Here is a 13974-nt window from a genome sequence, read left to right as displayed (position 1 = left end):
GAAAGCAACCCGTGTCAATCTGCGGTCAAATCAGCCCCTTCGCCATCAGGCAAAGGCACTTCCAGCGACAAGTCGGTGGACGCGCTGTTTTTTTCAAGCTGCCAGCGGGTCAATCCGTTAAAAATGCAGCGGCGCGAATCTTTTGACACGGCATAAAGATGCTCGAGCGTCTCGCTCATGGAGCTGCGCGCCGTATTGCCTGCCGAAGGGCAGGCATTGGCCCAGATGGGCAGCTCCCACTGCTTGGCGGCCTTGAGAATGAACTTTTTTTCCACCAGCAAAAGCGGGCGTATCAACTGCAGGCCCCCGCCAAAAAACGACTCGTTCATGCTCATGCCGTCAACGCGGCCATTGCGGCTCAAATTCATGAAAAACGTCTGCACCAGGTCATCGGCATTATGCCCAAGAGCAAGATGGGTTATACCGTACTGCCCGCACAGCTCAAAAAGCCGCTTGCGGCGCAGCCACGAACAGCGAAAGCAGGCCGACCGGCGCAGGTTTTTTTCTGAATGCGCATCCGGCCCGTATGTGGTCATTTCAATATGGCCGGGTATGCCCTTTCTGGCCAGCCAGGGCAACAGGGCCGCATGGCTTTTTTCGTCAAAACCGGGGTTAAGGTGAATCGCCATAATTTCAAAGTGAAAAGGTACGATTCCTTGACGAATTTTAAGGCTTTGCAGCAACACAAAACTGTCTACCCCGCCAGAAACAGCCACCGCAACGCGGCAGCCCGGCCAGAGCATGCCGGTTTTCTGCATGGCCTTGCCAGCGCTTTTTACGCAGGTTTCCTGGGCGAACGATCTTTTTTCTCTACTCATAATTTTTTCGCATATCCTGTTGGCCGGCGAGGGGCTAAATCCTGACCATGCCTGTAGAGCCATACTGGCCGCCATTTTATCAGCCTATTGACAGCGCAGCAGACGACATATATCAATTCTTATTTCAGCAGGGTAAACCTGCGCGAAGGTGTTTGCACACGCCCGGCCTTTACAAATGGTTGGGCGGTATTATTTATCAACCGGGTTGCCTGTGGTGGCCCGGAATGCGGCGTTTAAGCCGCTAATTACGGAGGCAGCATGGCCCGTATTACCGTTGAAGATTGCCAGGAACGCGTGGACAACCGTTTTCTGCTGGTGCAGATGGCTATCAAGCGCGTGCATCAGTACCGCGAAGGCTACGAACCCCTGGTGGAATCGCGCAACAAAGAGGCCGTGACCGCCCTGCGCGAAATCGCCGCAGGAAAGGTTCTGCCTGATGATGTCAGTCTTTACAACCCCCTGCCCGGCCAGGAAGTGGCCGCCGCAGAGGAATAGCCCTCTGGCACAGCCTGTCCGTGCGGCGGCTTCCCCAGGGAGGCCGCCGCGCTTATGTACAACCTTTAACACAGGCGCACAAGCCGCACAGTGACCGGAACTACGATGGAGCTCGATTACTACGAAGTGCTGGGCGTAAGCCGCAGCGCCGAAGACGACGAAATTAAACGGGCCTACCGTAAGCTGGCCTTAAAGTATCACCCCGACCACAACCCCGACAATGCCGAGGCCGAGCAGAAGTTCAAGGAAGCCGCCGAGGCCTACGATGTGCTGCGCGACCCCGAAAAACGCGCGCGCTACGACCGCTTTGGCCGCGCAGGCGTGCAGGGCGGTGCTGGTGGTTTTGGCAGCAATGATGATATCTTTGCGCATTTCAGCGATATTTTCGGCGATCTTTTTGGCTTTTCCACCGCCACCCGTGGTCCCCGCCCCATGGCCGGGGCAGACCTGCGCTACAACCTGACCATCACGTTTGCCCAGGCAGCCAAGGGCGACGAGATCAGCATTTCCCTGCCCAAGCACGTGACCTGTTCCGAATGCAACGGCAGCGGCGCGGCTCCGGGCAGCAAGGCAGAAACCTGCCGCCAGTGCAATGGCTCTGGTCAGGTTCGCCGCTCGCAAGGATTCTTTCAGATTGCCATGCCCTGCCCTTCGTGTCAGGGCACGGGCCGAGTGATCACCAAGCCCTGCCCCAAGTGCAAGGGCGAGGGCATCACCACCGACACCCGCGAACTGGTAGTGCGTGTGCCAGCCGGTGTGGACAGCGGCACCCGCCTGCGCGTGCGCGGCGAGGGCGAACCCGGTGTGCACGGCGGCCCTGCGGGCGACCTGTACGTGGTGCTTACCGTAGAGCAGGACAAACGCTGGCAGCGCCAGGGCCAGGACCTCATCTACACGCTCGAAATCAACTTTGTGCAGGCGGCACTGGGGCACCGGGCCGAAGTTCCCGGCCTCGACGGCAACCTGCCCCTTGAAATTCCCAAGGGCATCCAGAGCGGCACCCTGCTGCGCATGACGGGCGAAGGCATGCCCTACCCTGGCCGCCGTTCACGTGGCGACCTGCTGGTAGAGGTCAAGGTGCTCACCCCCACGCGTCTTTCTTCCAAGCAGGAAGATCTGCTGCGCGAATTTGAGGCCGCGGCTGAAAAAAGCCCGCTGGAGAAAGTAAAGAAGGCTGCCAAAAAAATCAGCAAAGCCATGGGCATTGACTAGAATTTTCAGACAGACCGCATCTGCAGACAAATATAAAAAAGCCGGGTTTATCCCGGCTTTTTTTGTTCTTCTGGTGTGCAAGAATGGAATCAAACCGGATTTCCCCACCCCCACACGATTATTCCCATTCCTGCAAGTGCCACCAGTCCGCCCAGAATGTCGGTGTTTGCCAGAGCAACGCCGTCCACAATCCGTAGCCAAAGCAGGGCAGTAACCACGTACACGCAGCCGTAGGCCGCGTACACCCTGCCGCTTGCCGCCGGATGCAGGGTAAGCAACCACGCAAAAAGAGCCAGGCTCAGACAGGCGGGAACAAGCAGCCATGCCGATCCCCCTCTGCGCAGCCAAAGCCACGGCAGATAACACCCTGTAATCTCAGCCAGTGCCGTAGCAACAAAGAGCGCAAATGTCTTAATCATCGGCCTGCATATCCTTTTTGCCGCGCAGCAAGGCACTGCTGGCCACTTTAATACAAAAAAACGGAAGCCCCCGCCAGCATTGCCCATACCTGCCACAAGGCCAAAAGGCAACACGCGCATCCGCACCGTGGCAGGGCAAAAAACATGGAATTAACAGAAAAGAAAGCATGACGCAGCTGGCATGAGCCAACGTTTGCACGTAGCTGCCAGACTGATGACGAGCTGCTGAAGGACAGAATAAATACTTGGCCCGGCGGCATCTGTGGTATGCCGCCGGGCCAACATTGTCCTTATGGCCGTTCCAGCCAGGCGTGGAAGAACGGCGCGGACGCAGAGGCAGGCAAACAGCTCCGCTAAAGGGGCAGCGGATACACAGAAGGGGCTGTGCGTTTGCCGAGGGTTGCCGTCTGTAATTTTTACACTATGAGAACGTTGTTCTCATAAAATTTCTTTTTATCCAGGGGAATTATCCACTGTTTGTGCGCTCAATCTAGCACCACAATTCCTGTTATGCAAGTTATTTATTTCACCACCGAAAAAATAGTTAGCATGTGGCCTGCCACTATTCAACAGAATATTTACTGCAATAACAAATTGTTAGCTATGCAATTAGGTACACAACCAGTCTGGAGCTGTGCAGCATCCGGTTCTTCTGGCGATCAAAAAAAATGAACCCGGCCTCATAACAAGCCGGGTTCATTGCCTAAACTGACAAATAAAAATTATTTTTGCGGCGCAGCCTCACCAGAGGCAGGCCCACCCCCCAGCCCTTCGCCTTCTACCGGCTGAAGCGTATGCATGTTTACCTGCTGCGGCCCATCGGCACATTGTGGAACCTGCAAGCCCATGCGCGCCTCATAATTGATGACAATGGGCCCCGTAAGGTTGAGCACGGCCTTTTCGGGCGCGCCAGCGGGGATGGAAACCGTCACCAGCAGGGCCGCCTGCTCAAGGCTTTCAATGTTCAGCAGCTGCTTTTCTGCGTCTCCCACTTGCGGCGCGTAGGATTTGTCAAAAAAGCTGTAAGGATCAGCAACCAGCAGTCCAACAACCGGTGTACTCACGCTTTGCAGGATGAGCAGCGGTGCTTCTGGCCTGATCTGCAGCAGGACAAAGTCCCGCTCGTTTTCAAAACCAGCCAGACCGCGGGGAAAGTGGATAACCTTGTCCGCATCGATACAGCGACGTCCAAGACGGGTGTCGATTTCTATTTCTTTGTTTCGTGCCATAGTTCAGCAGCCACCATGAGGTCGTTAGTACTGGTTTCAAGGGCGCGACGGTTTTCTTCAACAACCCGCTTGTACACTTCTTCGCGATAAATCGTGGTGTCATCGGGCACTTCCAGGCCTAGCTTGACCTGTTTGCCCTGCATGCCCAGGATAGTTATGCGTATATTTTCGCCCAGATAAAGGCTTTCTCCTGGGCGTCGCGTCAATATGAGCATAGGTGCTTCCGTTATTATATCGTTGCTTGAACCGAACCGGGCAGCCACTAACGCGACTCCGGGGTAGTCTGGCGGCCACTTCTGCCGTCATTCGACATCAGAGATAACTGGACAGGCTCATCTGCATGATCTTTGAAGAAGACTGAAGCACTGTCTGATATGTCAACTGCTGCCGTGTAAGTTTTGTCAGCAACTCGGTCAGGTCTATGTCTTCAGTATAACTCAAACGTTCCTGCTGGTCTACCTTTTGAAAGCTGAGCATGTCACTGGCGGTCGTAACCCGGTTTTCCAGTCCGCCCACGCGGGCAGTCTGCGTAAGAACATTCTGCTGCACACTGGCGATTCTGGTAAGGGTTTGCTGGCAGCCTTCCTGATTGTTGTTTTCGCAATAGCTGACAAAATCACCAACCATGTCAAACAGGTTAGTGGAAGAATCAAGAGCCGGTTTACCCTCGTAATAACCGCCAAAAACATCCTTGCCCACATTGTTTACGGAAACATATGAGTCTTTCATTATTTCCAGGTTCAGATCAGCGCGGTTGGGGTGCACCAGAATCTGCGTTCCTGCGGTAACGGTATTGCCCGCCACTGTTGTTGCATCCAAATCCACATAACCGCTGGGAACCAGCAGGCGCATATTGTTTGAGCCGTTGGTGGTGGCTGTGGCCGAAATCCAGGTTGAACCGCTGTCGGTACTGTACGAATAATTGACCGTTGTACCAGACGAGGCAAGGTTGGCCGCGCTGTCCATACGCACCAGAACGTTGCCGCCAAAAGCGCCAGAAGCTGACGTGACCAGGTTCGCAGGCCCGCCCATGACCGTCATGGTGGGCGGCGGATCGTTGTCGTCACCCTGGTACACGGCGGTGGGCCTGATATACACAAGGGTACCGTTGTGCGAGCCGGCGCCAGCGGTAACATCGGCCGCGGTAACGGCCATGTCGCTGTTCATCGTTACAGTCACGCCGTTCAGCGTCATGGTTCTGCCAGCAGTGGTTCCCGTATTCCAGGTTGTACCGCCGTCCTCAGACCAGCGAAAGGTCTGGGGGCCACCGTCCAGCGTGCCGGTGCTGGTAAACTGCACCATCATCGAGGTTTTGGCTGCCCCCTGAATGGAGTAGCCGCCAGCCTGAATGGCCGTATTCCAGTTGGTGTCGGCGCTGGTCAGGGCCAGCCCCTCCTGAAAGGCGCTGCGATCATAACGCTGGCCGCCAAAAATGCTGTTGCCCTCGTACTGGGTGTTGGAGAGATTGAGAATCTGTCCAAAAATCTGCCGGGCCTGGTAGGCAATCTGCTGGCGGTTCGCCGCAGTGTAGGTTCCCGTAGCGGCCTGCTCTGCCAAGCTCTTCAGGCTTGTAAGCGCGGTACTGAGCTGGGTTCCAAGCACGTTGTCAGTCAGCGTAAGCCAGCCCTTGGCCGTATCAACGTTGCTCTGATACTGATTGGTCGCCTCAATATCGTTACGCGTGGTGAGAACGCGATAGGTTCCGGCAGGATCGTCCGAAGGGCGGTTGATCTTTTTCTGGGTTGAGCCCTGTTCGTTGCTTTCCATGTACGCAGACAGATTCTTCTGCATCTGGCTCGTCAGGGTGTCATACATTCTGCTTTGTGTAACGCGAATACCCATAATCGTCTCCTATTGCTTAAGCCCAAGAAGGGTTTGCAGCATCTGGTCGGCGGTGGTGATAAGTTTGGCCGCTGCCGTGTAGGAGTGCTGAAATTTTATGAGGTTGGCCATTTCTTCGTCCAGGTTTACCCCGGAGGCAGAGCTTACCTGCGTATCAAGATCGCTGGTGAGCGTTTTGTGATACTCAGAGTTGGTTTTTGCCAGACGGGTGTCTGCGCCAACCGTGGTAACAAGGCTGGCGTAGTACTGCGCCATGGTCTGGTTGGTGGTGGTTTTCCACACCGTGGAGATGGTCACGTTGGTGTCGGCCAGCTTGCCAATGGCCGAGGCATTGACATTGTCACCCTTGTTGACCTGCTGCTGACCGTTTACCTGCCCCGCCGCGATGTAGTTCACATTGCCGTGCAGCTGGCTGTTCACAGCTATGGTGCTGGCGTCCGTGCCGGTAAAAAACGTGTTTACCCCAAGGGCCGCCATCATGCCGGTGCTGTCCGTACCCAGGGCAAACTGCAGGTTGCTGCCCGCAGCCGAGCTTATCACCAGCTTGCCGTCCTGAATGGTGGCGGCGAGCTGGGTGGGAAACGTATTGTTGATGGCGGCGGCCACATCGTCCAGTGAATGCACCGTGGGGTCAAAGTTCTGCACGCCAGCGGTGGCTGTGTCAAAATCCAGCTGACCAGATGATACATAGTTGCCCGTGGTCTTGTCGTAAAAGTAGAAATTGACGTTGCCTGCCTGAATCTTGCCGGAATCGGGCAGAACTGTCTGGGCAGAACCCAGGGGCACGGTGGTATTGAGCACAGTCTGCTGACCCTGTGCGTAGTCGAGCAGCGAGGTTCCCGCGCCCTGGCTGTGGATGCGGTTCACTTCCCAGATAAGCGACTTGGCCGTGGCATCCAGCTCGTCCATATACCGGCCGCAGTTGTCGTCGCGAATGCTGAAATAGGTGGTCAGCTTGCCGCCAGACACACGGCTCTGGTTTTCCGTGCCGTCAAAAAAGGTCTGCGGCGTAACATTCTGCGGGCCACGGGTGGGTTCGTTCCAGTAGAGCCCGGTTTTGGGCATGATGTCGAACTTGTCGCCAGCCGTAAAATTGCTGAGAGAGCTGAAGGAAATCTTGAGGTTCTTTACCTGCACCGGATCAACGGTGGTACCGTTGGAGCTTATCTCGTAATGCAGTTCAGCGCCGTTTTCGTCGCGCAGCCAGGTCTTGCCGCCATCGAGCGAAACCCGAAACGTGGGGTTGCCGCTGGTACCAGCAGCAACAGCATTGCCACCCGAAAGAATCTCGACCGTGTATTCGTGGCTGTCGGAGCCATCAAACTGCACCTTGCCCCCGTAGGACGAACCTACGGAGAGCCGGTTTTCTGCACGGGCCGAGAGAACTTCGAGCGAATTGGTGTTAATACCCTGCACAAGGGGCTGCCCGGTGGCCAGCGAAACCGTAAAGTCGCCGTTGCCCTTGTCCACAGTGGAAACGTTGACGTAGGTGGCCATCTCGCGCACGAGCATGTCACGCTGGTCGAGCAGGGCATTGGGGTTGCTGACACCGTCAATGGTATTGGCGTTGATCTGCTTGTTGAGCGAGGCAATGCTCTTGGCCAGCTCGTTTACGCGGTCCACCCCCTGCCCGATGGACACGTCCATCTGGCTTTGCAGAGCCTTTACGCTGTCAGACGTGCTGCCAAGCATGTCGCTGAGGTTGTCGGCATACGAAAGCAGAGATTCACGCGATGCAGTGTCGCCGGGGCGCTGGGCAAGATCCTTCCAGGCAGTGAAAAATTTGTTCATGGCGGCGCTTACGCCTGTACGGTTTGCCTCGTTGAACAGGCTTTCAACCGAACCCATGATGTTTTCCTGCTCGCTCCAGCGCGAGGAATTGCTCGACTGGGTCACGTAGGAACTTTCGAGAAAAGAGTTGAAATAGCGCAGAATCTGCTGCGCGTTAACGCCCAGCCCCTCGCCGCCCGGTTTGGTGGTGAGGGTTCCCGCATCGCGCTGATCCACATACCGGCGGGTGTAGCCTTCGGTATCGGCATTGGCGATATTGCTGCCAGTGACCGAAATCCAGGCTTGCGCGGCGTTGAGGGCGGTTTGCCCTACATTAAAAAGACCGCTGAGCATGACTACAGCCTCCCGGAGATCAGCGCTGCCTGGGGATGCTGGGTGCGCATGCCGCCACGGCGGCCGTAGGTTTCCGCCTTGGGCGGCATGGCCTGACTTGTAAGGGCCTGAAGGGTGCGACTGCTCTGGTCAAGCAGGGCCAGCGAAAGCGTGGTATTGCGCGAGGCCTGCCGCGCCACGCTCTGCTCGCTCGTATCTATGCTGCGCAAGGTCGCCAGCATGGCCGCCCCAAGATCTTCGGGGAGCACGCCAGCATATTCCGCCACGCGCATGCCACCAAGCAGCTTGATGACAAAGGTCTTTTCAACCGCCAGATGGCGGATCAGTTCCTGAATGGAAAATTCCAGAGACACCACGGTATCTGTATCGCGGCTGAGAAGGCTGCTGTATTCTTCTTCAAGAAGATCGCGCAACAGGCACAGGGCCTTATCCTGACGCGAAAGCGATTCATGAATGATGTTTTGCATGTGTGCCTCCAAGGAACTTTTGCTCCCAACCGCGCATTTATGCGGCCCGGCGGGGATGCAGAAACTGCCGCCCCGCCCCAATTCAAGCAAATTTCGTGCCTGAAAAATTATTCCCTATGCGCGGCACTGGCGCAAAAAGCCCGACACTGCAGGGCTGCGGAACTACGTGCAGAGACCCGCTGTCAGCTACTGTCTGCCACCGTACACGTCGGTTGCTGTAAGCGGCGGTATTCCCGATGCGGTCGCGTTGCGGCTGTCCGCATTCTTGCCGCTCTGCCGCACCGATATCTGTCCACCGGTGAGTGGCACGGGGCTGACCATGCCCGGCGCAGTGGCAGGCGTTCCACCCTGGGCTGGCATTGGCGTGCCCGTGGTAATCACCGGGCTGGCAGCCGGAGCCGAGGACGGGTTCACTCCCATGGCCGCTGGAGAACCTGCTGGCCCCATAGGCAGCGGGCTGACCTGAGCCGCTGGCTGTGCACCGCCAGCCTGAGCCGCCTGCGCAGGCTGCATGCCGCCGGGCTGCCCCTGTTGGGCCTGCTGGGCGTGATAGGCAGCAATGCCCGCGCCAGCATGGCTATTGGGGCCAGAACCATCAGTATTCAGTGTACGGATAAGCCCCTGCTTGCCGCCGCGGCCTGCGGGCGGCACGTTGGTGGTAAAGCGTACTTTCTGCGGCTGCTGCGGCGGCTGCAACTGACCGGGCTGCCCTTGCGCGGGGCGCATTGCGGCCTGCATGGACGCCTGTGTGCCAGCTTGCGCGGGCTGCCCACCAGCCTGCGTTTCAAAAGCACTGGCTGTGAGCGGGGGAATATCCATGTTGGGCATTTCCATGGGCGCAAATCCCTGCTCCATGCCCGCGCCGCCAGCAGATTGCCCGGAGACTGCTCCGGGCTGCTGAACACGGTTCTGGGGCTGAGCCATGCCCATCATCTGTTGCATGGACGGTCGCACGGTATTGGCCCCAAGCTTGCTGCCCGCCTCAAACTGCGCCATGCGGGCCAGATTGAGACCGGAATTCATGTTGGGAACATTGGAAGTGCGCACGACCTTGTGCCGCTCTGGCTGTGCAGATGCCTGCATGGCCTGCTGGGCAAGACGGGCGGCTTCTTCGGGATTCTGCCCATCGGCAGATGCCTGATCTCCGGTGAGGGTGCCGGCTGCCGCAGAGCCGTTGGCCACGTGCCCCGCATCCTGAGTGGGCAGAACGCCGCCATAAATCGATGCCGCCTGACCGGACGCGCGCCTGTGGCCGTCAGAGGAGGCGGAACCGCCTTCGTAGTCGCCTTCGGGCGAGTTGGTACGCGTGAGCATGGGCGCGGCTTCGGGCGTAAAGGCTGGCTGGCTCATGCCCGAGGCGTCTGTTGCTGTGGTTCGGCTGGCAGAAACCAGCCCTCGCGAAAGTTGGGCGTACATCATGTCGGCCAGACCAATACCGCCAGCCGATGTCATTTTTTTGGCCAGTTCCTGATCGTACATACCCTGCCAGAACTGCTCCTCCTTGCCGTGCAGCAAGGTGGATTTGGGCAGGGTTTTGCGCATTTCTTCCCACATTTTCTGGATAAATATGGATTCAAACCCCTCGCACGATTCGCGCAGTTTCTTTTCTTTTTGCGCGGGGTCCATCTTTTTGCTGCCCAGGCTGCCAAGGCCCGCCAGGCGCGACTGCATTTCGTTGCGGGCAATTTCTCCCGCTCCGGCCTCAGGAGGAATAAGCGCGGTTGACATGGGCGTGGTCATTTAGATTACCTCCAGATCCGCGTGCAATGAACCCGAAGCCTGCATGGTCCGCAAAATGGATATGAGGTCGCGGGGGGTTGCCCCGATGGCGTTGAGGCCGTCCACCAGTTCCTGAAGGGTTGCGCCTTCCACCATCATGAGGTGGCGCGCTTCTTCGCGCACGTTTGTTTCTGTCTGCGGGGTTACCACGGTCTGCCCCTGCGAGAAGGGGCCGGGCTGCGAAACCTGCTCGCTTTCCTGCACTGTTATCTGCAGGTTGCCGTGGGCCACCGCCGCGCGCGAAATGCGCACATCGCGCCCAAGCACAACCGTACCGGTCTTTTCGTCCACCACCACCTTTGCGGCGGTATCGGGGCTCACATCAAGGTTTTCCACCGAGGCCATGAGCGGCACGAGGTTGTTGCGGTACTGCGGCGGCACGTCCATGGTCACGCTGGTGGCATCCACGGCACGGGCATAACGCCCGCCCATGGCACCGTTCAGGCGTTCCGCAATCTGCTGCGCCGTGGAAAAATCGCCCACGCGCAGGTTGAGCGTGAGCTTGTCCTGCTGGTTGAACTCAAAGGGAATGCCCCTTTCAACAATGCCGCCGCCGGGAATGATGCCGACGGTGGTGATGTTCTTGGTGGTGCTGGCCGCCTTGCCCGATGCGGAAAAACCGCCAACAGTCAACGCGCCCTGCGCCAGGGAGTATACCTTGCCATCCACGCCCTTGAGGGCGGTTTGCAGCAGCACGCCACCCAAGAGGGACGAGGCGTCGCCCACGGAAGAGACCGTTACGTCGAGCCGTGTGCCCGGCTTGGCCGAAACAGGCATGCGGGCTGTTACCATGACCGAGGCCACGTTCTTGATCTTCAGGGCCGAGGCGTCTACGCCAACGCCCATGCGGTCCATCATGTTTTTCATGGAGCTCAGGGTAAAGACGGAGTCCTTCTTGTCGCCGGTTCCCCCCAGGCCCACAACCAGCCCATACCCGATGAGCTGGTTGTCGCGCACGCCCGAAAACGTGGCGATATCCTTGATGCGCACGGCCTGCGCGGGCAGGGCCCAGCAAACCAGCAGTGCGGCGGTGGTAATCCAGAAGATGGGATGGCGCAGTATCGTCAATTTCATGGCGCAGACTCCTTGCCGGAATACCGGCACAGAGGAGATTGCAGAAAGCATGCCGAACTGTTTTTCGGCGCCGTGCCGCCATTTGGTGCGCCGCTGTATGGGCAACTGCCGCGCCCCCAGGCTGAAGGCATAAAAAAAGAGCGGTCATGGAATTACCCATGACCGCTCGGCATGTTTATGTCAGCCCGGCGCTACCGGAACAGGCCCGGTTCTTCGCGCACAAGGTTGGCGGCTATAAGCTTGCTGTCAGGTTTGTAGGTTCCGTTAGAAACCTGAATGCGCAGGGCCTCCACCTTTTCGGCCCGCACGTCAGGCGTGTTCTGGGCCGTGCGGCGAGCTTCGGTCAACAGCAGTGCATCTTGCGATACACTTACAGTGTCCCCCTGCGCAGCATCAGAGGTGGTGGAGCTGGCCCGGTTCTTCAGCTTGGCTTCGCCGCTTTTGTCAAGACTCGATGCCGTACCGTAAGGATCGAGAAAATTATTGATCTTTCCCTGAATTTCCATAGTGCTCTCCGCCTGCGTCGCCTGCCATCCGGTTACCCGGCCTCAGGCTCGTCAAGCATGCTTTCGTCAACCTTTTTTCGCGTGACGCGCCACAGGGCGTTGCGCGATGCACGCAGTGTTTCGTCAGACAAGGGCTCAAGGCCTTCTGGCCCCTGGCCCACAATACGCAATCTGCCGCCGGGAGGATAGGTGAATTGCACCTCCTGCCCTACTTCTCGCCCAAGTTCCTGGCGAATGTCTTCGACCACGGGATTGTCGCTGCCAGTGTAGAGCAGTGCTTCGTAAAGCTCACGCGCCACCTTTTCAACCATCAGGTGACGCCTTGTTGCGGGGTCGGGATCGTTGGGATCATCACCTGCCGCCATTCTACGTCGCATTCTCAGCCGTGCAAGGCGTCGGGCTGCCAGCAGCTGCTGTTCATACCCCTGAAGCATCATGCGCAGTTGCGCGGCGGTTGCATCGGCCATGGTGTTTCCCGTCCTGCCGTTCTTTTCGGCAGGATCAAAAAAAACTTTAGACATGCCCCAAAAAGCTTTTATTCTGCAACATCAGCGCATTGCAGAAAAAACCTGTTTATTGACGATTGCGGGCAAGGGCGCAGCCCACTGCCAGTATGTTGAGCAGGCCAAAAACTATCAGGTCCACACGCATGGCCCCCATAAACGCATCAATATTGTGCGCCCCCGCAGGTTCGCTGCCAAGGTAAAAGCCCAGCGTCAGAGTTATCACAGCCATATTGAACAGTTGCCCACCAGTGCGCACGGCCCCGGTCAGGCCTGCCGCCTGTCCCACGCGGTCGCGCCCCGCACTTTCAAGAATGATGGAGGTGTTGGGCAGTGCAAACAGGCTTATGCCCATGCCCAGCAGACACTGTGCCGAAACCAGCACATACATGGGCGAATCTACCCGCAACAGCCCGCACACCACAAGCCCCAGACCGCACAGGGCTATGCCCGTGGCGCTGACCTTCCCCGGATCAATGCTGCCACACAGCCGCGCCGCCACTGGCGTGGTCATGACCTGCACCACAGATTGCAAAGCCAGAAACAGCCCGGCCTGCTGCACGGTCATGCCGCGCCCATACTGCAGATACAGGCTGAAGAAAAATACTATGCCAAAAAAGGACGTATAATTGATGAACGCCGCCAGCGATGACAGGGCAAAGACCCTGTTGCGCGCAAGCAGCCGCAGATCAAGCAGAGGGTAATCGCTTTTGAGCTCCTTGGCGCAAAAAACGATCATCAGAACCACAAAGGCCCCCAGCAAACCGCCAGCCATAGCTGGGGCCGACGCCAGCTCGGAAGACCCGAAGGTCAGGCAGGTCATGGCCACGGCGTAAACAAGGCAGCCCTTCCAGTCAAAGGGTTTGCCCTTGGCCATGCGCCACTCGAGCTTGACGCGGTATTTCATGAGAAGCAGCACGGCCACAGAGGCCAGGGCACTGCCCCAAAACAGCCACTGCCAGCCGAAGCAGCCCGCCACAAAGCCCGCCACGGGCGGCCCGCAGGCAATACCCGCGTAAACGGAAGACCCGCTATACCCGAGGTATGAGGCGCGTCGCCCCTCTGGCGCGGCAGAGGCCAGCAGGGCAAGACCGCAGGCGTTGAACATGGCCCCGCCCACACCCTGCACAAAACGCAGCAGCAAAAAGAACGGCACGGAATGAACAAAGCCCAGCAGGGCCCCCGCCACGGCAAACAGGGCAATGCCCCACAAAAAAACGCGCCGGTAGCCCCAGATATCGCCCATGCTGCCGCTGGCCAGCTGAAAAACAGCCAGCCCCATGGAGTAAAATGCTCCCATAAGGCCCAGCTCACGCGCACTGGCGTTGAGGCTTTGCCCCAGCGGCGGCAGCACGGCGTTTACGCCAGCCATCATGAACGGCATGAAAAACAGGGAGGTGCATACGGCCACCAGCAGCCAGCCGTGACCTTTTTCGATGGATGAGCTCATGCCGTCAGAATAGCGCCGGGGATGCGGCACGGTCAATACGCCCCACCCCCCCGACC

At 58.1% G+C, this 13974-nt stretch carries 14 protein-coding genes; 2 read left to right on the top strand and 12 right to left on the bottom strand.

Features of this window, described 5'->3' with window-relative positions; all coding sequences use genetic code 11:
* Window positions 1–14 precede the first annotated feature (14 nt).
* Entirely contained in the window at window positions 15–818 is an 804-nt protein-coding gene (locus F8N36_RS15635; protein WP_291333936.1) for a tRNA 2-thiocytidine biosynthesis TtcA family protein, read from the bottom strand.
* Between the two features lie 258 nt (window positions 819–1076).
* On the opposite strand from F8N36_RS15635, the gene rpoZ reads away from it, so the two are divergent.
* Entirely contained in the window at window positions 1077–1313 is a 237-nt protein-coding gene (gene rpoZ / locus F8N36_RS15630; RefSeq protein WP_291333934.1) for a DNA-directed RNA polymerase subunit omega, read from the top strand.
* Between the two features lie 105 nt (window positions 1314–1418).
* Window positions 1419–2525: a molecular chaperone DnaJ gene (gene dnaJ, locus F8N36_RS15625; RefSeq protein ID WP_291334097.1), complete on the top strand. Its 1107-nt coding sequence runs from the start codon at window positions 1419–1421 to the stop codon at window positions 2523–2525.
* Window positions 2526–2614: 89 nt separating this feature from the next.
* Here dnaJ and F8N36_RS15620 read toward each other — a convergent pair whose 3' ends face one another.
* The 11 genes from F8N36_RS15620 to F8N36_RS15570 form a co-directional block, all read right to left on the bottom strand.
* A complete protein-coding gene (locus F8N36_RS15620; RefSeq protein WP_291333932.1) occupies window positions 2615–2944 on the bottom strand; it encodes a YnfA family protein in 330 nt (109 codons plus the stop codon).
* A gap of 722 nt (window positions 2945–3666) precedes the next feature.
* Complete coding sequence (fliW, locus tag F8N36_RS15615; RefSeq protein WP_291333930.1) at window positions 3667–4173, bottom strand: flagellar assembly protein FliW; 507 nt, start codon at window positions 4171–4173, stop codon at window positions 3667–3669.
* Window positions 4152–4388 carry a carbon storage regulator CsrA gene (csrA, locus tag F8N36_RS15610; RefSeq protein WP_136400569.1) on the bottom strand — a complete coding sequence of 79 codons (237 nt, stop codon included), beginning with the start codon at window positions 4386–4388 and terminating at the stop codon, window positions 4152–4154. The genes fliW and csrA overlap by 22 nt, the downstream gene beginning before the upstream one ends.
* A gap of 97 nt (window positions 4389–4485) precedes the next feature.
* Window positions 4486–6015 (bottom strand): flagellar hook protein, encoded by a 1530-nt coding sequence (locus tag F8N36_RS15605; protein WP_291333927.1) that lies wholly within the window; start codon window positions 6013–6015, stop codon window positions 4486–4488.
* A gap of 9 nt (window positions 6016–6024) precedes the next feature.
* Complete coding sequence (gene flgK, locus F8N36_RS15600; RefSeq protein ID WP_291333925.1) at window positions 6025–8139, bottom strand: flagellar hook-associated protein FlgK; 2115 nt, start codon at window positions 8137–8139, stop codon at window positions 6025–6027.
* 2 nt (window positions 8140–8141) lie between these two features.
* Complete coding sequence (locus F8N36_RS15595; RefSeq protein WP_291333924.1) at window positions 8142–8606, bottom strand: flagellar protein FlgN; 465 nt, start codon at window positions 8604–8606, stop codon at window positions 8142–8144.
* Window positions 8607–8792: 186 nt separating this feature from the next.
* Entirely contained in the window at window positions 8793–10346 is a 1554-nt protein-coding gene (locus F8N36_RS15590; RefSeq protein ID WP_291333923.1) for a rod-binding protein, read from the bottom strand.
* Window positions 10347–11459 carry a flagellar basal body P-ring protein FlgI gene (locus tag F8N36_RS15585; RefSeq protein WP_291333922.1) on the bottom strand — a complete coding sequence of 371 codons (1113 nt, stop codon included), beginning with the start codon at window positions 11457–11459 and terminating at the stop codon, window positions 10347–10349.
* Window positions 11460–11650: 191 nt separating this feature from the next.
* Window positions 11651–11965: a flagellar biosynthesis anti-sigma factor FlgM gene (flgM, locus tag F8N36_RS15580; RefSeq protein WP_291333920.1), complete on the bottom strand. Its 315-nt coding sequence runs from the start codon at window positions 11963–11965 to the stop codon at window positions 11651–11653.
* Window positions 11966–11997: 32 nt separating this feature from the next.
* Complete coding sequence (locus F8N36_RS15575) at window positions 11998–12432, bottom strand: DVU0524 family FlgM-associated protein (RefSeq protein ID WP_291333918.1); 435 nt, start codon at window positions 12430–12432, stop codon at window positions 11998–12000.
* 106 nt (window positions 12433–12538) lie between these two features.
* A complete protein-coding gene (locus tag F8N36_RS15570; protein ID WP_291334095.1) occupies window positions 12539–13852 on the bottom strand; it encodes an MFS transporter in 1314 nt (437 codons plus the stop codon).
* Between the last annotated feature and the right edge of the window lie 122 nt (window positions 13853–13974).

Origin of the sequence: Desulfovibrio sp. (assembly GCF_009712225.1) — a bacterium.
GTDB lineage: Bacteria > Desulfobacterota > Desulfovibrionia > Desulfovibrionales > Desulfovibrionaceae > Desulfovibrio.
This window is presented reverse-complemented; position numbering and strand designations above follow the sequence as displayed.